Consider the following 22,779-nt stretch of genomic DNA (forward strand, 5'->3'; position numbering starts at 1 on the left):
TCTTCGCGCGGGCCGGTCCCCGGGGTGCGGAATCCGGCAAAAGAGGTGCATTTCCGTGGCCGCCGTCCGCCTTCCCGCCGGCTTCCGAGGGGCTTCCGCTCGGCGTCGCGCCCTGCTCGGCGCGGGGTGTGCGGGCGGGCGGGTAAGGGGCGGAAGTCTACGCGCGTTGCGCCGCCCGGGCCGCCGGAGTGCCCGAAACGCTGGGTATTCTGGGGATCCCGCCCCCACGCACCAACACCGGGAGTGCCAGTGGCACGCGTCGTCGTCGACGTCATGCTCAAGCCGGAGATCCTCGACCCCCAGGGCCAGGCGGTGCAGCGCGCACTGCCGCGCCTCGGATTTGACGGGATCTCTGATGTCCGCCAGGGAAAGCGCTTCGAACTCGAGCTGGACGGCCCCGCCGACGAGGCCACCCTCGCGCGTATCCGCGAAGCCGCCGAGACCTTCCTCGCCAACACCGTGATCGAGGACTTCACCGTGCGCGTCGAGGAGGAGGCGAAGTGACCGTCCGCGTCGGCGTCGTCACTTTCCCCGGTTCGCTCGACGACCGCGACGCCCAGCGCGCGGTCCGCCTCGCGGGCGCCGAGCCGGTCGCCCTCTGGCACCGCGACAAGGACCTGCACCAGGTCGACGCCGTGGTCCTCCCCGGCGGCTTCTCCTACGGCGACTACCTGCGCTGCGGCGCCATCTCCCGCTTCTCGCCGGTGATGGACACGCTCATCGAGCAGGCGAGGGCCGGCATGCCGGTGCTCGGCATCTGCAACGGCTTCCAGGTCCTGTGCGAGTCCCACCTGCTGCCGGGCGCCCTCACCCGCAACGACAGCCTGCACTTCGTCTGCCGCGACCAGCGGCTGCGCGTCGAGAACGCCGCCACCGCCTGGACCTCCGACTACGAGCAGGGCCAGGAGATCACCGTCCCGCTGAAGAACGGCGAGGGCCGCTTCGTCGCGGACGAGCACACCCTGGACGCCCTGGAGGCCGAGGGCCGGGTCGTCGCCCGCTACCTGGACGTCAACCCCAACGGGTCCTACCGCGACATCGCCGGCATCACCAACGCCGCCGGCAACGTGGTGGGCCTCATGCCGCACCCCGAGCACGCCGTGGAGCCCCTCACCGGCCCCGGCACCGAGGGCCTCGGGTTCTTCACCTCGATCCTGAAGAAGCTGGTCAACGCCTGATGTCGCAGAAGCACCTGGACACCGTCGCGCACGCCGCCGAGACCCCCGACGCCGAGCAGCCCTGGGCGGAGCTCGGCCTCAAGCAGGACGAGTACGAGCGCATCCGCGCCATCCTCGGCCGCCGCCCCACCGGCGCCGAGCTGGCCATGTACTCCGTGATGTGGTCGGAGCACTGCTCGTACAAGTCGAGCAAGGTCCACCTCAAGCAGTTCGGCGAGAAGGCCCCCGCCTCCGACGCCATGCTGGTCGGCATCGGCGAGAACGCCGGCGTCGTCGACGTGGGCCAGGGGTACGCGGTCACCTTCAAGGTGGAGTCGCACAACCACCCCTCCTACATCGAGCCCTACCAGGGTGCGGCGACCGGCATCGGCGGCATCGTCCGCGACATCCTCGCCATGGGCGCCCGCCCCGTCGCGGTGATGGACCCGCTGCGCTTCGGCGCCGCCGACCACCCCGACACCCGGCGCGTGCTGCCCGGCGTCGTCGCCGGCATCGGCGGCTACGGCAACTGCCTGGGCCTGCCCAACATCGGCGGCGAGGTCGTCTTCGACCCCTGCTACCAGGGCAACCCCCTGGTCAACGCGCTCTGCGTCGGCGTGATGAAGCACGAGGACATCCACCTCGCCAAGGCCAGCGGCCCCGGCAACAAGGTCGTCCTCTACGGCGCCCGCACCGGCGGCGACGGCATCGGCGGCGTCTCCGTGCTGGCCTCGGAGACCTTCACCGACCAGGGCCCCACCAAGCGCCCTGCCGTCCAGGTCGGCGACCCCTTCCAGGAGAAGCTCCTCATCGAGTGCACCCTGGAGGTCTTCGCCGAGAAGCTGGTCGTCGGCATCCAGGACCTCGGCGGCGCCGGACTGTCCTGCGCCACCAGTGAGCTGGCCTCGGCCGGCTCCGGCGGCATGCGGGTCGACCTGGACCGGGTGCCGCTGCGCGACGCGACGCTCTCGCCGGAGGAGATCCTCATGAGCGAGTCGCAGGAGCGCATGTGCGCCGTGGTCGAGCCCGACAAGGTCGACCGCTTCCTGGAGATCTGCGAGAAGTGGGACGTCATCGCCACCGTCATCGGCGAGGTGACCGACGGCGACCGGCTGGAGATCTTCTGGCACGGCGAGCAGGTCGTGGACGTGCCGCCGCGCACCGTCGCCCACGAGGGCCCGACCTACCAGCGCCCCTACGCCCGCCCGGAGTGGCAGGACGAGCTGCAGGCCGACGCCCCCACCGCCGACCGCCTCAAGCGCCCGGCGAGCGGCGACGAGCTCAAGGCCACCCTGCTGGCCCTGGCCGCGCACCCGAACCAGGCCGACAAGTCCTGGATCACCTCGCAGTACGACCGGTACGTGCTCGGCAACACCGTCCTCGCCCAGCCCGAGGACTCCGGCATGATCCGCATCGACGAGGAGACGAACCTCGGCGTCGCGGTGGCCACCGACGGCAACGGCCGGTACGCCAAGCTCGACCCGTACACCGGTGCCCAGCTGGCCCTGGTCGAGGCGTACCGCAACGTCGCCGCCACCGGCGCCCGGCCGCTGGCCGTCACCGACTGCCTCAACTTCGGCTCGCCCGAGGACCCGGCGGTCATGTGGCAGTTCGCCGAGGCCTGCCGCGGCCTGGCCGACGCCTGCCAGGTGCTCGGCACCCCGGTCACCGGCGGCAACGTCTCCCTCTACAACCAGACGGGCGAGACCGCGATCCACCCCACCCCGGTGGTCGGCGTGCTCGGCGTCATCGACGACGTCGAGCGGCGCACCCCGATGGCGTTCGCGGAGGAGGGCCAGCTGGTCTACCTCCTCGGCGACACCGGTGACGAGTTCGGCGGCTCCGCCTGGGCCCAGGTCGCCCACGACCACCTCGGCGGCCTCCCGCCGAAGGTCGACCTGGAGCGCGAGCGGCTGCTGGCCGAGATCCTGATCGCCGCCTCCCGCGACGGCATGGTCGACGCCGCCCACGACCTCTCCGACGGCGGCCTCGCACAGGCCCTGGTGGAGAGCTGCCTCAAGGGCGGCCGGGGCGCCCGGATCGTCGTCCCCCAGGGGACGGACCCGTTCGTGCTGCTCTTCTCGGAGTCGGCCGGCCGGGCGATCGTCGCGGTGCCGCGCAGCGAGGAGCTCCGCTTCACCGACATGTGCGGCGCCCGGGGCCTCCCCGCCACCCGCATCGGCGTGGTGGACGGCGACACCATCGAGGTCCAGGGCCAGTTCTCGGTCTCCCTGGACGAGCTGCGCACCGCGCACGAGGCCACCTTCCCGGCCCTGCTGGGCTGAGCCTCCCCGCCGCGCACCCGGAGGGCGCGGCACCCGCCTCCGGGGCGGTCCGTCCGCAGGGACGGGCCGCCCCGCGGCGCACCGGTGGCTACCCTCGGTCCCATGCCGCAGCCGCAGGCCCGCAGGGGCGCCCGCCGTGTCCGCACCCACGACCCGGTCCGGGTCCGCACCGCCCTGGCGGCCCAGACGGAGGTGCTGCGCGGGGCCGTGCGCGCCCTCTGCGCCCACCCGCGGGCCGCCGAACTGCTGGCCGCCCCGACCCGGCTCGGCGCGTGGGCGGTGGGCGACCTGGTCGTCCACCTCTGCCTGGTCCTGGAGCAGATCCCGCGGCGCCTCGCCGACCCCGTGCCGGACGGCGAGGCGCTCTCCCCGACCGCCCTGCTCCGGAGGGCCCCCACCGCCGCTGCGGACGTCGCCTCCTGGGTGCGCCGCACCTCCGAGGAGGAGGCCGCCCGGGAGGAGGCCGCCCGGGAGGCCGCCGCACCCGGCGGGGCCGCACCGGACGGCCCGTCGCGGGGCGGACCGGACGGCGGCCGCCGGGTCCCGTCCGCCGCCCGGACCGGGGAGCGGTTCGACGCGGCCGCGGACGCCTTCCTCGCCCTGCTGGACGGTCCCGAGGCGGCCGACCCGCAGCGCCGCTTCCCGTTCCGCTTCGGCCCGGTCCTGCTCGCCGACTACCTGCTCACCCGCCTCCTCGAGCTCGTCGTGCACGCCGACGACCTGGCCGAGGCGCTGGACCGCGCCGCCCGCGCCCTCGGCACGGAGAGCCCGGTGCCCGTCCCCGACGCCTTCCGCCACGACCGGCAGGCGCTGGCCGCCCTGACCCGGCTGCTGGCCGACACGGCCGCCGAGGCCGCGCCCGGCGGCGCCGTCGAGCTGCGGGTGCCGCCGTTCGCCGTGGTGCAGTGCGTGGAGGGGCCCCGGCACACGCGGGGAACCCCGCCGAACGTCGTGGAGACCGACCCGCTCACCTGGATCCGCCTGGCCACCGGACGGACCTCCTGGGCCGACGCGGTGGACTCCGGGGCGGTCTCCGCGAGCGGCGAGCGGAGCGACCTGTCGGGCCTCCTCCCCGTGACGGGCTGAGCCGGCCGCCCCGGCGGGACGGCCCGGCCCGCCGCGTCGCCGCGTCCGCCCGGGCCGGGCCCGCCCGGGCCGGGCCGGTCCGCTCACCGGACGCCCCCGGAGGCGGACGGGCCGGAGCGCGCCGCCCGGCCGAGCCGGACGGCGTCCAGGAGGAGGCCGTCCGCGAGGACCGCCAGACCGTCCCGGCCATCGTCCAGCGCCTGCCGCAGGAGCCGGCCCACCCGCTCCGCCTCGGCCGGGCAGACCGCTCCGGCGGCGGCCAGCGCCGGGCTGCGGGCGGCCTCCCGCGCCTCCCGCGCCGCCTCCCGGACCGTGGCGGCCGCGGCGTGCCACACCAGCGGCGCCGCGTCGGGCCGCGCCGCGGGCCGTGCGGGGTGCCCGCTCACCGCCCCGCCGTCCCGGCCGGGGCCTGCACCGGGACCCCGACCCCGCTCGCCGCCCTGCCCACCGCCGCCCCGGCCTCCCGCGCCGCGCGGCGCCGACGGTCCGCCGCGGCCAGTGCCGCGCGGTGGGCGGTCTCCGCCCTCCAGCGGTCGGCGCAGGCGTCCGCCGCCGCGGCCGCTCGGCGCAGCCCGTGGGCACCGGCCGCCGCCGCCCGCACGCGCTGCCGCAGTCTGCGCCGGAGGGCGGCCGCCGCCGCGCCGGGCAGCTCCCCGGCCTGGTCGCAGGCGCGGCCCAGGCGGTGCGCGCAGCCGTCCATCTCCTCGGCCCGCTGCCGCAACTGCTCGGCGAGCCCGTGCAGGCCGTCCGGCGAACCCGCCGCCGTGCCCGGCCCAGGGACCCCCGCCGTGCCCGGCCCCGGGCCCGGCGGCCCGGTCCCCGCCCTGCCCGCGGCTCTGTCCACCGCCGTCGCCGTACCCGCCGCCGCCGCCCAGGCCGCCGCCGCACCCGCCGTCATCGCGGTCCCTCCTCGCTGGCACGGGAGGCGGCCACGACCGGCGTGCCCACCCCAGCCGTACCGGTCAGTCCGCCGCCACCGTACGGCCGCACCCTCCCGGGACCGCAAGATCCCAGGGCTCCAAACCACCCGCGGGGGTCGGATCCGCCGGATGTGACCAGGTTCATGTCCGGAGGGGGCCGGACCCGCCCCGCAGGCCCCAGAGACGCCTTCTACGCGCGTCCGGGGCCCCGCGGCGGCCCTGCAGGACCCCTCTCCGGGCCCGCCCGGGGCCGGCCCGCCGGTCCCCCGTTCGGCCCGTCCCCGCACGCTGCCCTAGACTCGACGGCGTGCCACGTGGTGACGGACGACTCAGCCACGATCTCCTTCCCGGCGAGAAGGGCCCCCAGGACGCATGCGGCGTCTTCGGGGTCTGGGCCCCGGGAGAAGAGGTCGCCAAACTCACCTACTTCGGGCTGTACGCCCTGCAGCACCGCGGACAGGAGTCCGCGGGCATCGCAGTGAGCAACGGCTCCCAGATCCTGGTCTTCAAGGACATGGGCCTCGTGTCCCAGGTCTTCGACGAGACCTCCCTCGGCTCCCTCAGCGGCCACATCGCGGTGGGCCACGCCCGCTACTCCACCACCGGTTCCTCGGTGTGGGAGAACGCGCAGCCGACCTTCCGGGCCACCGCCCAGGGCTCCCTCGCCCTCGGTCACAACGGCAACCTGGTGAACACCGCCGAGCTGTCGCGGATGGTCGCCGAGCTGCCCGGCGAGGAGCACGTCTCCCGCTCCGGGCGCACCGCCGCGACCAACGACACCGACCTGGTGACGGCGCTGCTGGCGGGACACCCGGACCTCTCCATCGAGGAGGCGGCCCGCAAGGTTCTGCCCGCGGTCAAGGGCGCCTTCTCCCTCGTCTTCATGGACGAGCACACCCTCTACGCCGCCCGCGACCCGCAGGGCATCCGCCCGCTGGTCCTGGGCCGCCTGGAGCGCGGCTGGGTGGTGGCCTCCGAGACCGCCGCCCTCGACATCGTCGGCGCCAGCTTCATCCGCGAGGTGGAGCCGGGCGAGCTGATCGCGGTCGACGAGAACGGCATGCGTTCCTCCCGCTTCGCCGAGGCCCGGCCCAAGGGCTGCGTCTTCGAGTACGTCTACCTGGCCCGCCCGGACACCACCATCTCCGGCCGCAACGTGCACCTCTCCCGCGTGGAGATGGGCCGCCGGCTGGCCGCCGAGGCCCCGGCCGAGGCGGACATGGTGATAGCGACCCCGGAGTCCGGCACCCCGGCCGCCATCGGCTACGCGGAGGCCAGCGGCATCCCCTACGGCTCCGGCCTGGTGAAGAACGCCTACGTGGGCCGCACCTTCATCCAGCCCAGCCAGACCATCCGGCAGCTCGGCATCCGCCTCAAGCTCAACCCGCTCAAGGAGGTCATCGCCGGGAAGCGGCTGGTGGTCGTGGACGACTCGATCGTCCGCGGCAACACCCAGCGCGCCCTGGTGCGGATGCTCCGCGAGGCCGGCGCCGCCGAGGTGCACATCCGCATCTCCTCGCCGCCGATCAAGTGGCCCTGCTTCTTCGGCATCGACTTCGCCACCCGCGCCGAGCTGATCGCCAACGGGCTCACCGTGGAGGAGATCGGCAAGTCCCTGGGGGCGGACTCGCTGGCCTTCATCTCCATCGAGGGCATGGTCGAGGCGACCACCCAGCCCAAGGACCGGCTCTGCCGCGCCTGCTTCGACGGCGAGTACCCGATGGACCTGCCGGACCCGCAGCTGCTCGGCAAGCACCTGCTGGAGGCCGAGATCGCCTCCGGCCGGCAGCAGCCCGCCACCCGCGGCAAGGCGGCCGCGCAGCTGACCGACCTGGACGGCGTGCAGACCCTGCTCGGCGGCGCCGGCGCCGCCGACGCGCTCCGCCGCCCGTAGACGCGCGGACGGGCCCGCACGACCGCGTGCGGGTCCGCGGCGCCGCACCTCCGCACCATCCCCCCGACCCGAGAGGGCCGCTCCCGTGACCGAACAGACCTCCCCCGCCGCCCCCGGCGCCACCTACGCGGCGGCCGGCGTGGACATCGAGGCCGGCGACCGCGCCGTCGAGCTGATGAAGCAGTGGGTGGCCAAGGCCACCCGCCCCGAGGTGGTCGGCTCCATCGGCGGCTTCGCCGGGCTCTTCGACGCCTCCGCGTTCAAGCGGTACGAGCGGCCGATGCTGGCCACCTCCACCGACGGCGTCGGCACCAAGGTCGCGATCGCGCAGGCGATGGACCGGCACGACACCATCGGGCGCGACCTGGTCGGCATGGTCGTGGACGACCTGGTGGTCTGCGGCGCCGAGCCGCTCTTCATGACCGACTACATCGCCACCGGCAAGGTGCACCCCGAGCGGATCGCCGCCGTCGTCAAGGGCATCGCGGAGGGCTGCGCGCTCGCCGGCTGCGCCCTGGTCGGCGGCGAGACCGCCGAGCACCCCGGCCTCCTGGGCCCGGACGAGTACGACGTCGCGGGTGCGGGCACCGGTGTGGTGGAGGCCGACGCCCTGCTCGGCGCCGACCGGGTCCGGGCCGGCGACGTGGTGATCGCGATGGCCGCCTCCGGCCTGCACTCCAACGGCTACTCGCTGGTGCGGCACGTGCTGCTGGAGCGGGCCGGCTGGAAGCTGGACCGCGAGGTCCCGGAGTTCGGCCGCACGCTGGGCGAGGAGCTGCTGGAGCCCACCCGCATCTACTCGCTGGACTGCCTGGCGCTGGCCCGCACCGCCGAGGTCCACGCCTTCTCGCACGTGACCGGCGGCGGCCTCGCCGCCAACCTCGCCCGGGTGGTCCCCGACCACCTGCACGCCCGCCTGGACCGCGGCACCTGGACGCCCATGCCCGTCTTCCGGACGGTCGCCGAGGTCGGGCGGGTGGCCCTGCCGGAGGTCGAGAAGACCCTCAACATGGGTGTCGGCATGGTGGCCGTGGTCCCGCCGGAGTCCGTGGACGTGGTGCTCTCGGTCCTCGCCGACCGCGACCTGGAGGCGTGGCTGCTCGGCGACGTCGTGGAGCGCACCGCCGACCACGCCGCCGGCGCGGCCCTCTACAACGAGTACCCGCTGGCCGGCTGACGGCAGGCGCGACCCGGGCCGGGACCGGCGGGACGGACGGGGTCCGGACCGCCGGACGGTTCCGGGCACACCACGAGCCGGTCCGGGGTGCAGCACCCCGGACCGGTGGTGGTGAGGTCCCGACCTGCGGTTGACGCAGGTGCGGTACGCCGGCGAGGAGGGGCTAGGCGCCCCGGCGAGAACGGCTGTCGTCCTCGTCGTCGTCCTCGTCGGCGTAGTAGTCCGCGTACGCCGCGTAAGGGTCGTCCTCGTCGTCGTCCTCGAACGGCTCGCCGTTCACCGGCGCCGGCTCTTTCGACGGTACGCCCAGCTCCTGGGACAGACGGGAAGCGTCGAAGCCGCCGCTGTTGTACTTCAGCTGGCGGGCGACCTTCGTCTGCTTGGCCTTGGCCCGGCCGCGCCCCATGGGTCGACCCCCTCAACGACGGGGCTCACGGCCCCGAGTCTGACACGCGTTCATGTTCGGCAACGGCCTCTCCGAACCGAGAGGACCGCTCCTTAGAGCAACAACGGTACCTGCTTCCGTCGCCGGGCGGTACGCCGCCCGTGCCACGTGGCGCGGAGTTCCGTGCATCGCGAGTGCGTCATTCCTGCTCAAGAGGGTAGCCGACGGCTGCGGCGGAGGGCGGGAGGAGTCCTCCGACCGTCCCGGCGGAAGGCGTCGGGCCCCTCCTGCGGGCCCGCACCCGCCGCACGGGGCCGGAAGGTGAGAACCGCGTTCTCGCTCCGGCTGCCCCCTCCCGCCCCTCCCTCCGGCCGCCTCCGGCCGCGTGCCCGCCCCGCCGGGGACGGCGGCCGTCCCCGGCGGGGGCCCACGCACCGGGGACGGCGCGCACGCGGCGGTCCGCGCCCTACGGGCGGCGGGTGTCCTCCGGCAGCAGGATCGTCCGCAGCCGGCCGACCTCCGACATCCGGCGCTCGGCCAGCCGGTCGGCCGCCACCGCCGGCGGCACGCCGTCCGCGGCGGCCAGCGCGAAGATCTCCAGGGTGGTGTCGTAGATCTTCGACGCCTTGGTCCGGGCCCGTTCGAAGGAGAAGCCGTGGATCTCGTCGGCCACCTGGATCACGCCGCCGGCGTTCACCACGTAGTCCGGCGCGTACAGGATCCCGCGGTCGGCCAGGTCCTTCTCCACGCCCGGGTGGGCGAGCTGGTTGTTGGCCGCACCGCAGACCACCGAGGCCGTGAGGACGGGCACGGTGGTGTCGCCCAGCGCGCCGCCGAGGGCGCACGGGGCGTAGACGTCGAGGTCGGCGCGGATCAGGGCGTCGGTGTCGGCGACCACCTCCACCCCCGGGTGCTCGGCCCGCACCCGGGCCAGCGAGGCCTCGTTCACGTCCGTGACCAGCACGGTCGCACCGTCCTCGACCAGATGCCGCACCAGGTGGTGGCCGACCTTGCCGACACCGGCGACGCCGACCCGGCGTCCGGCCAGCGTGGGGGCGCCCCACAGGTGCTGCGCGCTGGCGCGCATGCCCTGGAAGACGCCGTAGGCGGTGAGCACCGAGGAGTCGCCGGCGCCGCCCTGCTCGGGGGAGCGGCCGGTGACCCAGCGGCTCTCGCGGGCGACCACGTCCATGTCGGCGACGTAGGTGCCGACGTCGCAGGCGGTGATGTAGCGGCCGCGCAGCGACTCCACGAAGCGGCCGTAGGCCCGCAGCAGGGCCTCGGTCTTCACCTGCGCCGGGTCGCCGATGATGACGGCCTTGCCGCCGCCGTGGTCCAGACCTGCAAGCGCGTTCTTGTAGGACATGCCGCGGGAGAGGTTGAGCGCGTCCTGCACGGCCTCCTCCTCGGAGGCGTACGGGTAGAAGCGCGTCCCGCCCAGCGCCGGCCCGAGGGCGGTGGAGTGGATGGCGATGACGGCCTTGAGGCCGGAGTGGCGGTCGTGGCAGAGGACGACCTGCTCGTGCCCGTCGCCGGGGGCCCCCTCGGACCCGCCGCCGAAGATGCGGCCGAGGATTCCGGTGCCGGTGGACGCCCCTGTTCTGGTGGAGGGGGCGGTCTCGCGGTGTACGTCGGTCACTGTGGTGACTCCCGTGTGTACAGGCCCGCTGCTGTGGGTGCGGGCGCCTGACCGAAGCGTAGGACCTGGGAGGGGCCGGGGGTATGCGGCGGACGGCGGATGTCACCTGGCCGGGCGCCGGGCGGAGAACCCGGCCCTTCCCTCCCCGGCGCGGGGCGCCGCGTGCGACGATGCCATGCGTGACCGCCGTGCGCACCTCGGTGCTCCCCCCGTACGCCGCCTATCTGCGCGTGTACGAGCCGCTGGCCGCCTTCCCGGAGCCCGAGCGGGCCCACTGGCAGGCGTTCGCGGCGGAGCGGCGCGCCGACGCGGCACCCCCCGGCACCCCGCCCTCGGCGCTGCACGAGCGCCGCCGCAGCCTCGCCGAGCTGGTGACGGTGACCCCCAAGGCGCTGCCGGAGCGCGAGAGCGGCGGTGCGCTGCTGCGGGTGGTGGACGGGGTCACCTACGTCTGCCCGTCGCGGATCAGGCTCCGCAGCTGGCTGGCCCTGGAGGAGCTGAAGCAGGAGCTCCCGGCGCCGCTGCTGGACGCGGTGCTGCCGCCGGCGGTGCGCGAGCAGGCGGAGGCGGACTGGGAGCGGTGGCGCGGCGAGCACCCGGACACCCGGCCGTGGATCCTCACCCGCACCTGGCACGTGCCCGTGCGGTGGTTCCTGCTCTTCTCGGACGAGGAGCGGCGCTTCTCGCCCTCCCTGCCGGCCGCCCCGGACACCCCCGGTGCCCCGTCCGGCCCGGCCACCCCGTCCGCCCCTGCCGCCCCGGACGGTCAGGCCGGTTCCGGCGGTCCCGGGGGTCCCGGGGGGCGCGCCGCGGCGGGGGAGGGGGCCGGACCGGCCCGGAGCGCGGCGCCGGCGCTCTTCTACCTGACGCCGATGGCGCAGGCCCGCCGCCGGTTCGCCCGCGGCTACCGGGTGCTGCGGGAGAACCTGGAGGAGGGCCCGCTGGTCTCCGGGGTGGAGCAGGTGGGCCGGTGGCTCGAGGAGTTCCACCCCCGGTCGCTGGTGGAGCTGGACTACGGCGGCCTGGTGCACGCGATCCCGGAGGAGCGGCTGGCCGCGGACCGGTCGGCGGCCGAGGTGGCGGAGGGGGTCGCCGCCCTGCGGGCGGGCGACGGGACCCGCGCGGGCCAGCTGTACCGCAGCGTGACCGAGCGCTGGCGCGCCGTGCAGGAGCTGCTGTACGCCAACTGAGGCCGCCCCCGCGGCCTGCTGGCGGTTTCCTGCCAGTGCCTGATCGCGCCAGGTCCGAACCGGCGGACTCGTCGGACATGCGTGGCATCCTGCGTATCGACACGGCAGGACGCGCTTCACGCCTTCCGGGACCTAGGTCCGGTTTTGGGACGATGCCTCGCGAACGTGACGCTACTCACCGTTGACGTGAAGTGGTCCCTATGTGTCAAAATAGGACAACCGGTCCAGCTCTCTGCTGGCATGCCCACTTTTGGGTGGATCCAAGGGGGGATGAGATCTTTGCGGAGAGCGTTCCGTGTGACGGTGTCATGACTGTTCGTCACATCGGAGTGACTGTCCGCTATGGCATGGTCCATCGCCATCCGTCGACCTTGGCCCCGTGCGGTGCCGATTCCGGCGGTTTGGCCGATGGCGTTGGACGGATGGTGTAGTTGTAGTCCCCAGGACAAGCCGTTCGTCCTATTACCGACTCGGCCTGTGTATGTCATTTCGGGCATCGCGGGCCAAGGTGCAGAATTTGAAGGAAAGAACCGTGTTGGTTCGGTTCTCCCGAGGAGGCCGCTCATGACCGCTCGCACCCCTGACGCCGAGCCGCTGCTGACGCCGGCTGAGGTCGCCACCATGTTCCGCGTTGACCCCAAGACGGTCACCCGCTGGGCCAAGGCAGGCAAGCTGACGTCCATTCGCACGCTCGGCGGGCACCGCCGCTACCGCGAGGCCGAGGTCCGCGCCCTGCTTGCGGGTATCCCGCAGCAGCGCAGCGAGGCCTGACGCTTCGACGGCGGCCCTTCCGGGGCCTCCGGGCGGCCGGACGTCAGCGAAACGTCCGTCCTCCCCGGTCCTGGGGCTCAGGGCTCCCCCGTACACGCGACAAGAGGTCGTATCGGACTCCGCCGGGTCCGATGCGGCCTCTCGGCGTTTCCGGCCCCTGCGCGCCGCTCCCGGACCGCCCGAAGGGGGGGCATCCGGGGCAGGTGCAATTTCACATGTTAAATCGCCGGGCCCGGAGGAGGGGTCTCCGCACCCCGTTTTCCGACCGGTTCAGGTGACTCCCGTCACACCCGCCGCCCTCTTGCGCCCTGCGGAACGGTGCGATATTGGTCCAGACCTCCGCGCGGTCCTGCCCCTCGGACCGCCCGACAGTACACCGGGCCGTCCGCCCCCCGTACCCGCCGATCGGCGGGTCCCGCCCCGGCGGGGCCCGGGGGGCGGCCCCCGGGCCGGCGGGGCCGACCGGGGCCGCGGGCGGACGCCGGCGAGCGGGCGCGCGGGGCCCCGGGGAGGGGCCGCACGTCCGGCGCCGCGGACCGCCGCGCCGCCCGTGCGGCCCGGACCGCCTGTGGCGCCCGGGCGATCCGTGCCGCCCGTGCGGTGCGGAAACGCGCGCGGGCGTCCGCCGGGCACGGGAAACGCGAGAGGCCCGGAACCTCGCGGTTCCGGGCCTCTCGCGTGATGCGATCCCGACGGGACTTGAACCCGCGACCTCCACCTTGACAGGGTGGCGAGCTAACCAACTGCTCCACGGGACCAGGATCTTTTGCCGCCGCTCGCGCGGTGACATCACAGATGCTACTGCATACGGAGCCCCAGGTCGAACCACCTCGCGGGCGCCGGGCGGACGCTCCCCCCTGCCGCCCCGCACCGCCCCCGGGGGCGGCCCGCAGGACGGCCCCGCGCCGTCCTGCGGACACCCCGGCCCGGCGGGCCGGGCGGCCTGCCCCGGAGGGTCAGGCGGCCGCCGCGGCCCGGTCCATGGCCTTGCTGATCCGCTTCTCCGAGACCGGCGTCGGCGTGCCCAGCGTCTGGGCGAAGAACGACACCCGCAGCTCCTCCAGCATCCACCGGATCTGCAGCAGCTCCTCCGAGGGCCGCTGCCCGGCCGGCACGGACGCCAGCAGCTCCGCGTACTCCTCCTGCAGCTGCTGGACCCGCCGCAGGTGCTGCAGGTCCCGCTGCGGGTGGTCCGGCAGGGCCTCCAGGCGGCGCTCGGCCGCCAGCAGGTACCGCCGCAGGTCGGGCAGCCGCGCCCACCCCGTCTCCGTGACGAAGCCGGGGTGGACCAGCGACGCCAGCTGCGCCCGCACGTCCGACACCGCGGGCAGCAGCACCGGGCTGCCGACCGTCTTCAGCCGGTTGGTCGCCCGCTGGAAGGCGATCAGGGCGGAGGCCGTCCTGAGCGTGGTGTCCGCCGCCGTCTCGTACAGGTCGGCCCGCACCCGGTCGCGCAGCGCGGCGAAGCCCTCCGCGTCCCAGGCCGGGCCGCCCGCGTCCGCCATGAGCCGGTCCACGGCGCAGGAGACGACGTCGTCGAAGAGGGCGGCGACCGACCCGTGCGGGTTGTTGGCGAGGGCGAGCTTGGCCTGGTTGCCGAGCCGGCCCTGGATGGACTTCACGGGGGAGGGGCAGGTCAGCACCAGCAGGCGGCGCGTGCCGGCCCACATGGCGTGCGCCTGCTCCTCGGGCGTGTCGAGGAGGCGGACCGCCACGGTGGCGCCGTCGTCCACCAGGGCCGGGTAGGCCCGGATGGCGTGGCCGCGGCTGCGCCGCTCGAAGGTGCGCGGCAGAGCCGGGACGCCCTCGGGCCACCCGGTCAGGCCCTCCTGCTCCAGCCCGTGCCCGGAGGCGGCGGAGGAGAGGGTGGCCTTGAGCTTCGGCTTGAGCCGCAGCCGCAGCTCCTCCAGGTCCTTGGACTCGGCGAGCCTCCGCCGCCGCTCGTCCACCACCCGGAAGGTGACCTGGAGGTGGTCCGGGACCGGCGTCTGCCCCCACGCCTCGGGCGGGACGGTCACGCCGGTCATCCGGCGCAGCTCCCGCTCCAGCGCCGGCAGCAGCGGCTCCTGGCGCGGCGTCAGCTTCTGCAGCACGGCCTTGGCGAAGTTCGGCGCGGGCACGAAGTTGCGGCGCACCGCCTTGGGCAGCGAGCGGATCAGCGCCGTGACCAGGTCCTCCCGGAGGCCGGGGATCTGCCAGTCGAAGCCCTCGGAGGTGACCTGGTTGAGCACCGGCAGCGGCACGTGGACGGTGACGCCGTCGGCGTCGCTGCCCGGCTCGAACTGGTAGGTCAGCCGCAGGCGGAGCTTCCCCTGCTGCCAGTGGTCCGGGTAGTCCTCCTCGGTGACGCCGCCCGCCGACTCGTTGATCAGCATCGACTTCTCGAAGTTGAGCAGGTCCGGCTGCTCGCGCCGGGCCTTCTTCCACCAGGAGTCGAAGTGGCGGGCCGAGACGACGTCCTCGGGCAGCCGCTGGTCGTAGAAGTCGAACAGGGTCTCGTCGTCGACGAGGATGTCGCGGCGGCGGGCCCGGTTCTCCAGCTCCTCCACCTCGGAGAGGAGCCTGCGGTTCTCGGCGAAGAAGCGGTGGTGGGTCTCCCAGTCGCCCTCCACCAGGGCGTTGCGGATGAACAGCTCCCGGCACAGCTCCGGGTCGATCCGGCCGTAGTTGACCTTGCGCTGGGCGACGATCGGCACGCCGTACAGCGTCACCTTCTCGTACGCCATGACGGCGCCGGCCTTCTTCTCCCAGTGCGGCTCGCTGTACGTGCGCTTGACGAGGTGCCCGGCGAGCGGCTCCACCCACTCCGGCTCGATCCGCGCGTTGATCCGCGCCCACAGCCGGGAGGTCTCCACCAGCTCCGCCGACATCACCCAGCGCGGCGGCTTCCTGAACAGGCCGGAGCCCGGGAAGACCGCGAAGCGGGCGCCGCGCGCGCCGACGTACTCGCGCTTCTCGACGTCCATCAGGCCGATGTGGGAGAGCAGGCCGGCCAGCAGCGAGGTGTGGATGCGCTGCGCGTCGGGCTCGGCGTCCGGCGCGGCGTCGGCCACGTGGACGCCCAGCTGCCGCGCCACGGTCCGCAGCTGGCTGTGGATGTCCTGCCACTCCCGTATCCGCAGGTAGTTGAGGAACTCGTTGCGGCACATGCGGCGGAACGCGGAGGAGGAGAGCTCCCGCTGCTGCTCGCGGACGTACCGCCACAGGTTGAGGTAGGCGAGGAAGTCGGAGGTCTCGTCGGCGAAGCGGCGGTGCTTCTCGTCCGCCGCCTGCTTCTTCTCGCCCGGCCGCTCCCGCGGGTCCTGGATGGAGAGCGCCGCCGCGATCACCATGACCTCGTGCACGCAGCCGTTGCGGTCGGCCTCCAGCACCATGCGGGCCAGGCGCGGGTCGACCGGCAGCTGGGCCAGCTTGCGGCCGAGCGGGGTGAGGCGCTTGCGGTGGTCCTTCTGCTCGGGGTCGAGGGCACCCAGCTCGTGCAGCAGGTGGACGCCGTCGCGGATGTTGCGGGAGTCCGGCGGGTCGATGAAGGGGAAGGCCGCGATGTCGCCGAGGCCGGCGGCGGTCATCTGCAGGATGACCGACGCCAGGTTGGTGCGCAGGATCTCCGCGTCGGTGAACTCCGGCCGGGAGAGGAAGTCCTCCTCCGAGTAGAGCCGGATGCAGATGCCGTCGGAGGTGCGGCCGCAGCGGCCCTTGCGCTGGTTGGCGCTGGCCTGGCTGACCGCCTCGATCGGCAGCCGCTGCACCTTGGTGCGGTGGCTGTACCGGGAGATGCGGGCGGTGCCGGGGTCGATGACGTACTTGATGCCGGGGACGGTCAGCGAGGTCTCGGCCACGTTGGTGGCCAGCACGATCCGCCGGCCGCGGTGCGCCTGGAAGACCCGGTGCTGCTCGGCGGAGGAGAGCCGCGCGTACAGCGGCAGCACCTCGGTGTCCCGCAGCCGCAGCTTCTCCAGGGCGTCGGCGGTGTCGCGGATCTCCCGCTCGCCGGAGAGGAAGACCAGGATGTCGCCCGGCCCCTCGGCCTGGAGCTCCACGGCGGCGTCGCAGATCGCCTGCACCTGGTCGCGGTCGCGGTCCCGGTCGGTGTCGTCGGCGCCGTCGCCCTCCTCGGCCAGGGGGCGGTAGCGGACCTCCACGGGGTAGGTCCGGCCCGAGACCTCGATGATCGGGGCGTCGGAGAAGTGCCGGGAGAACCGCTCCGGGTCGATGGTCGCGGAGGTGATCACGACCTTCAGGTCGGGGCGGCGCGGCAGCAGCTGCTTGAGGTAGCCGAGGATGAAGTCGATGTTGAGGCTGCGCTCGTGCGCCTCGTCGATGATCAGGGTGTCGTACTGGCGCAGCTCGCGGTCGGTCTGGATCTCCGCGAGGAGGATGCCGTCCGTCATCAGCTTGACCAGGGTGTCCCGGCCGACCTGGTCGGTGAAGCGGACCTTCCAGCCCACCGCCTCGCCGAGCGGCGTCTCCAGCTCCTCGGCGACCCGCTCGGCGACCGTGCGGGCCGCGATCCGCCGCGGCTGGGTGTGGCCCACCAGGCCGCGCACGCCGCGCCCGAGCTCCAGGCAGATCTTGGGGATCTGGGTGGTCTTGCCCGAGCCGGTCTCACCCGCGACGATCACCACCTGGTGGTCGCGGATCGCCGCCAGGATGTCGTCCTTCTTGCGGCTGACCGGCAGCTCGGGGGGATAGGTGATCTTCGGTACGGCGGCCCGCCGCTGCTCGACCCGCAGCTCGGCCTCGGCGATCTCGGCCTCGATCTCCGCGGCGATCGTGCCGCGGGCGTCGGGGTCGCGCACCCGGCGGGCGCCGTCCAGCCGCCGCTCCAGCCGCCGCTGGTCGCGCAGCGTCAGCTCGGGCAGGCGGGCCTGCAGGTCGGCGAAGGGAGAACTCACGGACGGCATCCCCATACGGTCGCAAGAAACGGCGTGCGGCCGCACGCGGGTTTCCCCCGCGGGCATGCCGCTGTCGACAGCATCGCTGCCAACAGCAAGTGTGCGGCATCCGCCTTCTGCTTCCGGGACCGGCCGGGCGCGCGGCGGCCCCCGCCGGCCTGCCACGGCCCGGCCCGGCCCCCGTGTCAGGCCGGGCCCGGTCCGGTCCGGCCCGGGCTCAGGCCAGGCACCGGCTCAGGCCAGGCCCCGGCGTCAGGCGGATCCGGTCCGCGCCGCCAGCCCCAGCAGCGCGGACATCCGTGCCGCGGCCGAGGGAGCCGCGTCCCCGCAGCAGTTGTTGAACAGCACGTGCACCTCGGCCGCGTCCCCGGCCAGCGACCGGATCCGGGGGACCCACTCCGCCAGCTCCCCCTCCGTGCAGCGGTGCCGGAACCGCTCCGTCCGGTCGCCCCCGGACCAGGCGGGGCTGCGCCCGTGGAAGCGCACCACCGACAGCCGCCCCGAGGAGGCGGCCGCGACCGGCGGCACCGACGCCGCCTGCCCCTGGACCGTGTCCGCGCAGACCAGCGGCAGGCCGTGGCTCCGCAGGAAGTCCAGCGTCCCCTCGCGCCGCGCCCCCTCCTCCAGCCACGCGCCGTTGCGGAACTCCACGCCCACCCGGTACGGCGCGCAGCGCCTGCGGCACTCCAGCAGGTACTCCCGTGCCTGCGGCCCCGGCCGGAACCACGGCGGGAACTGCAGCAGCACCGACCCCAGCCGGCCGGCCTCGTGCAGCGGCCGCAGCGCCCCCAGGAACCTCTCCCACACCTCGTCCACGGCCCCCGGCGGCAGGTCGTCCGCGTAGACCGTCGGACGCCCCGTGTGCGGCCGCATCGCGGCCGGCAGCGCGGTCGCCCGCGTCGGGTGCCGGGTCAGGAGGGAGAACGCCTTCACGTCGAAGACGAAGCCCGGCGGCGTCCGCTCCACCCACAGCAGGCTGTTGCGCCCGCTGGGCAGCGCGTAGTACGTCGCGTCCACCTCGACCAGCGGGAAGCGGGAGGCGTAGTGGCGCAGCCTCTCCTCCGCCGAGCGGGCGTCGGGCGGGTACCACCCGGACTCCGCGAGCGCCGGGTCCGTCCACGAGCAGGTGCCGACCAGGATGCGTCCCATGCCGTGCGCCTGCCCCGCGGGCCGCGGGACGTGCGGCCCCGGCGGCGGGCGTCGAAATGCTTTGGCCGTGGCCGTCAGCTGCGTGGTGTGATGCCGTTGTGGCGAAGATGGACATCACCGTGTGCCTCCCGGCGTCCGACGCCGGCCGGATCGAGGCCGCAGTCGCGGATGCGATGGCTCCTTTCGAGATCGACTGGACGCGTCATGAGGAGCTGGACGTCTGGGACGCCTGGTGGATCACCGGCGGAGAGGTGCACGGCGGCGGGTACACGGTCCTGCCCGGCCACGAGAACGACCCCCGGCTCATCCACGAGACCTCCTCTCGGTGGACCACGGGGCACGATCCGGTCCCCAACGCCTTCGGACGGTGCGCCGGCGGCCCGCGCGGGCTGCTGGACTTCTCCGCCACGCCCGAGGAGGCACGGGAACTGGCCCACCGTGCCTGGCAGCGGTGGCAGGACCTGGCGGCCGAGCTGCCTCCCGCGCGGTCGTGGCGGTTCTACTACGACCGCCACACGGCCGAACGGTCCTACTCCTTCGACCGGGCCGTCGCCGATCACCGTGCGCAGCCCCTGGTGCGGGCCTTCGACGACTACCTGGGCACCCTGCCCACCGACCGCTACAGACGCGGGTTCCTCCGGTTCGATCCGGCCGACGACGTCGGCCGGACCCCGCGGGAAGAGTTCGTCCGCCGGCGGACGGCCGGCGCCCTCCACCGGCGGAACGTCCTCACCCTCGACGGCTGGTGGTACGAGCACGGGGGGCCGGGGCTCCACGGCTCCTGCCCCGGCCCCGCCGACTGCCCGCACGAACCGGGGATCCCCGCGGACCAGGCGCGCATCGACGGCTACCTGAGGGATCTGCCCGGCGACACGCTCCTGGTCAACGTCCGCTGCCACGTCTGAGCGCACGGCGCGGCGACGCCGCCGGACCCCTGCGGGTGGACGCGCTCCCCGGCGTGACCGGCTGTCAGGGATCCGATTGCCGGCTTCCGGCAGAGGCCGGCCGCGCTCCGGGCCGGTGTCCCGGGTGCGAGGGGGTGGCCGTCCGCCGTGGCGTCGGCGTCTACCGATACGAAAACGCCCCTGAAGCGAACTGCTTCGAGGACATCGTGCCTGGTCAGGAGTGGTGGCCAGGGCCGGGGTCGAACCGGCGGCCTTCCGCTTTTCAGGCCAAGCCAGGGCGTCGAGATGCCCTGTTTCGGGGTCTTCTGCCGTCCGCAGGAGTGCGGCTTCGGACGTCATCGTGCACGGCGGTTGGCGTCAGCGTTGGCGTCAACCGGAGACACGGGATTCCGTCCCCTGCCGATCCGGATTCCATCACTGAGGATCGGCAGACCCGCCAGGGTCGCGGCAGTGAGCGAGGACCAGTACTACGAGTTCTTGGCGATCGACCGCCCGCTGACCCGGGAGGAGCAGGGCGAGCTGCGATCGCTGTCCACCCGGGCCCGGATCACCGCGACCAGCTTCGCCAACGAGTACGCGTGGGGCGACTTCCGCGGCGATCCCAGGCGGATGGTGGAGCGGTACTACGACGCTCACCTGTACCTGACCGATTGGGGCACCCGTCAGGCGATCCTGCGCATGCCCAAGGGGCAGCTCACGCTTCGGGCGCTGGAGCCGTACTGCTTCGACGAGTACGTCGAGGCATGGACGACCGGGACCCACCTCGTTCTGGACATGCGCAGCGAGGACGAGGGCGGGGACTGGGAGGAGGGCGCCGAGGACTCGCTCGGTGCCATCGCCGGGGTGCGGGCCGAGCTGGCTTCCGGGGATCACCGCGCCCTGTACCTCGGCCCTGTACCTCGCCTGGTTGTCCGCCATCGGCGCTTGGGCGCTGCAGGACGACGACGAGGAGGCTTACCAGGAAGCGATCGAGCCCCCGGTCCCGGCTGGGCTGGATCGGCTCACCGCGCCGCAGCGAGCGCTCGCGGACTTCCTGCGTGTCGACGCCGACCTGCTGGCGGTCGCTGCCGATGCCGGCCCGCCGGCCCCCGCCCCTCGGAAACGGCCCGGGAAGCAGGAACTGGCGCCGCTGATCGCCGCACTTCCCGAGACGGAGAAGAACAACCTGCTGTTGCGCCTGGCTCTGGGTGATGAGCATCAACTGGGAGCCGAACTCCTGCGCCGCCTGCGCGGAGAACCGCCTGTCGCGACCGTGCCGGGGCAGCGCTCCGCCGCAGAACTGCTGGATGCCGCACACGCGCGAGTCGTCGAGCGTCGGCAGCGCGCCGAGCGGGTCCGAGTGGACGCGCGGGTGGCGAAGCTGTCCGCTCTGGCCGCCGACGAGGAAGCGATCTGGCGCGAGGTCGAGAGCCACGTCGCCCGTGAGCAGGCGGCCCGCTGCGACGTCGCCGTGGCCCGCCTGGCCGAGCTCCGTGACGTTTGTGACCACGTCGGACGCGGCCTTCGGTTCCGGCATCGACTGGCCGCGCTCCGCGACCAGCACCGGCACCCGCCCGGCCTGCTGCGCGGGCTCGACGACCGGGCCCTGCGGGGCTGACGCCTTTCCTTCCGCCCGGGGCCTCGGGGAGGGCCACCAGGAGCCCCAGGCGGCCTGCCGGCAACCGGTGTCAGTGGCCCTCGGTCCAGAACTGCTGGAGTCGCGCGATCGCCCGGGCCCGGTCCAGCTCGGAGACCTGGTCCTCGGTGAGTCCGACGCGGTTGATCAGCATGTGGACCAGATCTACGGGAAGCGCCTCGCGTGGTGGCTCGGGCGCACCTCGATCGGGAAGCGTGCCGTCCAGGACGCACGGCCAGAAGACATCCTCCGTCACGTCCAGTTGATCGCGGAGAATGTGCGCCCACATGCTCGCGCCGTACACGGTGCGGTCGACCGGGTGCGACACCCGAGTACGCAGGATCCGCCCATCAGGGAGCCCGAACTCATAGGTGATGTGGTGGGTACCGGTGCGGCCACGCGCGTCACGTACGCGGTCCCAGCCTTCAACCTTGCAGAACTGCTCGTGTCGTTCGCGTGTCGGCTGAGGCCAGGTCACTTCGCGACTCCGAGCAGCCAGTCGCGGAGCTGCGCGTCGTCGCTGAGACCGATCAGTTGGACCAGGCCCCAGTTGTCGCGGTGGTTCGGAGCGCTCAGGAGTCGGTCCTGCCAGTCCTCCGCGTACTCGCGGAGCGCGTCGATCATCTCGTCGACGGCCTCATCGAACGTGCCGCCGTCCGCGGCGACCGGGAGGCCGGGGAAGAACACCGACCAGCCACCGCCCTCTGCGACCACCTCGGCCTTGGACGGGCACAGCAGCGCGAGGGCGTGCCGCAACCGCCCCGCGTCGACCACCGCCGCACACTCGGTGTCCCGGCGAACGGTCGCGACCCGGCCTTGCCCGGCTGCGTCCAGTAGATCCTTCAGGTGTGCTCGGGCTTCGGTATAGCTCTCGTAGTGGACTGCTGTCATGGGGAGCCTCCTCGTCCGAGAACCAGGGTCTCCCCGCCAGGTAAGTACGTCAAGTACGTCACGTACTTTCCGCTGGGGCGACCGTCCGTCGTCCCGTTGGCGTCAAACAGCACGAAAATGCCCCCGAAGCGATTCGCTTCAGGGGCATCGTGCCTGGTCAGACGTGGTGGCCAGGGCCGGGGTCGAACCGGCGACCTTCCGCTTTTCAGGCCGCGCCAGCACCCTACGGCCGCATGGAACGACCGAACGTCGGTACTCCGGCATGTCCAGTAAGGACCAAGGTTGTGCAGGGCTGTTGGCGTATCGGTTGGCGTATGCCAACAGCCCGGGCTCCGAGTGACCTGAGCGGGCAGACCACTGCGCAGAGTCGCCCCTACGCACGCTTTCGAGGTCTGCGACTGGCCGTTCAGGCACGGCCGGGTCCGTTCCAGCTCCTGATGAGAGCGGGACCGGCAGCCTCCTCGTGCCCTGCCTCCCTCAGGAGGCGCACAGCATCTCCCAGAGCCAGGTCTGTGCCTCCGGTGAGCTGGTGGAAGGCGTACAGGTGGCCTCGGACCCTCTCTGTGGTTTCCAGGGCCTCTGAGAGCTTTCCCACGGCCTCCACGGTCGCCTTGTCCACACTGGCCGGCCACTGGTGTCCCTCGTCCGGTTGCTCTTGCTTCGGTGCAGGACTCATGCCGGGACTCTTCCCCGCCTGCCCAAGCGTGATCGGAGGGGCACCCAGACTGAACCGCACCGGCTTGGTCGGAGACTCTATGGTGTGGCTGTGACCAGGGGTTTCGTGGCTGTCAGGTAGTAGCTGGCTTCGTATTCGGCCGGT

The 22,779-nt window shown here is 73.6% G+C and carries 18 protein-coding genes, 1 tRNA gene and 1 pseudogene; 10 read left to right on the forward strand and 10 right to left on the reverse strand.

Going from position 1 to position 22,779, the window contains the following annotated elements; translation table 11 throughout:
- The first annotated feature begins 249 nt into the window (after window positions 1-249).
- The 4 genes from purS (at window position 250) to ACFY07_RS25175 (ending at window position 4,528) form a co-directional block, all read left to right on the forward strand.
- Window positions 250-504, forward strand: a complete 255-nt coding sequence (gene purS / locus ACFY07_RS25160; RefSeq protein WP_230746536.1) for a phosphoribosylformylglycinamidine synthase subunit PurS — start codon at window positions 250-252, stop codon at window positions 502-504.
- Entirely contained in the window at window positions 501-1,178 is a 678-nt protein-coding gene (gene purQ, locus ACFY07_RS25165) for a phosphoribosylformylglycinamidine synthase subunit PurQ (protein WP_230746484.1), read from the forward strand. Before purS ends, purQ begins: the two co-directional genes overlap by 4 nt.
- On the forward strand, window positions 1,178-3,442 hold the full coding sequence (gene purL, locus ACFY07_RS25170; protein ID WP_230746486.1) for a phosphoribosylformylglycinamidine synthase subunit PurL: 2,265 nt from the start codon (window positions 1,178-1,180) through the stop codon (window positions 3,440-3,442). The genes purQ and purL overlap by 1 nt, the downstream gene beginning before the upstream one ends.
- 102 nt (window positions 3,443-3,544) lie before the next feature.
- On the forward strand, window positions 3,545-4,528 hold the full coding sequence (locus ACFY07_RS25175) for a sterol carrier family protein (RefSeq protein ID WP_390871832.1): 984 nt from the start codon (window positions 3,545-3,547) through the stop codon (window positions 4,526-4,528).
- An 83-nt stretch (window positions 4,529-4,611) separates the two neighbouring features.
- On the opposite strand, the gene ACFY07_RS25180 is transcribed toward ACFY07_RS25175, so the two are convergent.
- Together ACFY07_RS25180 and ACFY07_RS25185 are read right to left on the reverse strand one after the other, a co-directional pair.
- On the reverse strand, window positions 4,612-4,914 hold the full coding sequence (locus ACFY07_RS25180) for a hypothetical protein (protein ID WP_390871833.1): 303 nt from the start codon (window positions 4,912-4,914) through the stop codon (window positions 4,612-4,614).
- Window positions 4,911-5,426, reverse strand: a complete 516-nt coding sequence (locus ACFY07_RS25185; RefSeq protein WP_390871834.1) for a hypothetical protein — start codon at window positions 5,424-5,426, stop codon at window positions 4,911-4,913. Before ACFY07_RS25185 ends, ACFY07_RS25180 begins: the two co-directional genes overlap by 4 nt.
- A 329-nt stretch (window positions 5,427-5,755) precedes the next feature.
- Between ACFY07_RS25185 and purF the strand changes: the two genes are divergently transcribed.
- Window positions 5,756-7,342: an amidophosphoribosyltransferase gene (gene purF, locus ACFY07_RS25190; RefSeq protein WP_390871835.1), complete on the forward strand. Its 1,587-nt coding sequence runs from the start codon at window positions 5,756-5,758 to the stop codon at window positions 7,340-7,342.
- A gap of 85 nt (window positions 7,343-7,427) precedes the next feature.
- A complete protein-coding gene (gene purM / locus ACFY07_RS25195; protein ID WP_390871836.1) occupies window positions 7,428-8,519 on the forward strand; it encodes a phosphoribosylformylglycinamidine cyclo-ligase in 1,092 nt (363 codons plus the stop codon).
- Window positions 8,520-8,682: 163 nt separating this feature from the next.
- On the opposite strand, the gene ACFY07_RS25200 is transcribed toward purM, so the two are convergent.
- Both ACFY07_RS25200 and ACFY07_RS25205 read right to left on the reverse strand, forming a co-directional pair.
- The gene (locus ACFY07_RS25200) at window positions 8,683-8,925 is read right to left on the reverse strand and encodes a DUF3073 domain-containing protein (protein WP_230746499.1); all 243 of its coding nucleotides are present in this window, start codon (window positions 8,923-8,925) and stop codon (window positions 8,683-8,685) included.
- 445 nt (window positions 8,926-9,370) lie between these two features.
- The gene (locus ACFY07_RS25205; RefSeq protein WP_390871845.1) at window positions 9,371-10,480 is read right to left on the reverse strand and encodes a Glu/Leu/Phe/Val dehydrogenase dimerization domain-containing protein; all 1,110 of its coding nucleotides are present in this window, start codon (window positions 10,478-10,480) and stop codon (window positions 9,371-9,373) included.
- Between the two features lie 242 nt (window positions 10,481-10,722).
- Between ACFY07_RS25205 and ACFY07_RS25210 the strand changes: the two genes are divergently transcribed.
- Entirely contained in the window at window positions 10,723-11,733 is a 1,011-nt protein-coding gene (locus ACFY07_RS25210; RefSeq protein WP_390871837.1) for a hypothetical protein, read from the forward strand.
- 564 nt (window positions 11,734-12,297) lie between these two features.
- Window positions 12,298-12,504, forward strand: a complete 207-nt coding sequence (bldC, locus tag ACFY07_RS25215) for a developmental transcriptional regulator BldC (RefSeq protein WP_003949541.1) — start codon at window positions 12,298-12,300, stop codon at window positions 12,502-12,504.
- A 684-nt stretch (window positions 12,505-13,188) separates the two neighbouring features.
- Here the strand turns inward: bldC and ACFY07_RS25220 are convergent.
- The 3 genes from ACFY07_RS25220 to ACFY07_RS25230 form a co-directional block, all read right to left on the reverse strand.
- A tRNA-Asp gene (locus ACFY07_RS25220) sits at window positions 13,189-13,262 on the reverse strand.
- Window positions 13,263-13,460: 198 nt separating this feature from the next.
- Window positions 13,461-17,408 (reverse strand): ATP-dependent RNA helicase HrpA, encoded by a 3,948-nt coding sequence (gene hrpA, locus ACFY07_RS25225; protein ID WP_390871838.1) that lies wholly within the window; start codon window positions 17,406-17,408, stop codon window positions 13,461-13,463.
- A 243-nt stretch (window positions 17,409-17,651) separates the two neighbouring features.
- Entirely contained in the window at window positions 17,652-18,548 is an 897-nt protein-coding gene (locus ACFY07_RS25230; protein ID WP_390871839.1) for a DUF72 domain-containing protein, read from the reverse strand.
- A gap of 98 nt (window positions 18,549-18,646) precedes the next feature.
- On the opposite strand from ACFY07_RS25230, the gene ACFY07_RS25235 reads away from it, so the two are divergent.
- Together ACFY07_RS25235 and ACFY07_RS25240 are read left to right on the forward strand one after the other, a co-directional pair.
- On the forward strand, window positions 18,647-19,453 hold the full coding sequence (locus ACFY07_RS25235; RefSeq protein WP_390871840.1) for a hypothetical protein: 807 nt from the start codon (window positions 18,647-18,649) through the stop codon (window positions 19,451-19,453).
- Between the two features lie 907 nt (window positions 19,454-20,360).
- Window positions 20,361-21,050 carry a hypothetical protein gene (locus ACFY07_RS25240; RefSeq protein ID WP_390871841.1) on the forward strand — a complete coding sequence of 230 codons (690 nt, stop codon included), beginning with the start codon at window positions 20,361-20,363 and terminating at the stop codon, window positions 21,048-21,050.
- A gap of 70 nt (window positions 21,051-21,120) precedes the next feature.
- Here the strand turns inward: ACFY07_RS25240 and ACFY07_RS25245 are convergent, their stop codons facing one another.
- The 3 genes and pseudogenes from ACFY07_RS25245 to ACFY07_RS25255 form a co-directional block, all read right to left on the reverse strand.
- Window positions 21,121-21,324: a hypothetical protein gene (locus ACFY07_RS25245; RefSeq protein WP_390871842.1), complete on the reverse strand. Its 204-nt coding sequence runs from the start codon at window positions 21,322-21,324 to the stop codon at window positions 21,121-21,123.
- A 218-nt stretch (window positions 21,325-21,542) separates the two neighbouring features.
- Window positions 21,543-21,959: a prevent-host-death protein gene (locus ACFY07_RS25250; protein WP_390871843.1), complete on the reverse strand. Its 417-nt coding sequence runs from the start codon at window positions 21,957-21,959 to the stop codon at window positions 21,543-21,545.
- 451 nt (window positions 21,960-22,410) lie between these two features.
- Window positions 22,411-22,635, reverse strand: a pseudogene (locus tag ACFY07_RS25255) (hypothetical protein); the annotation flags it as partial.
- Window positions 22,636-22,779: the final 144 nt, after the last annotated feature.

Origin of the sequence: Streptomyces sp. NPDC001380 (assembly GCF_042895785.1) — a bacterium.
In the GTDB taxonomy this organism is placed as follows: domain Bacteria; phylum Actinomycetota; class Actinomycetes; order Streptomycetales; family Streptomycetaceae; genus Peterkaempfera.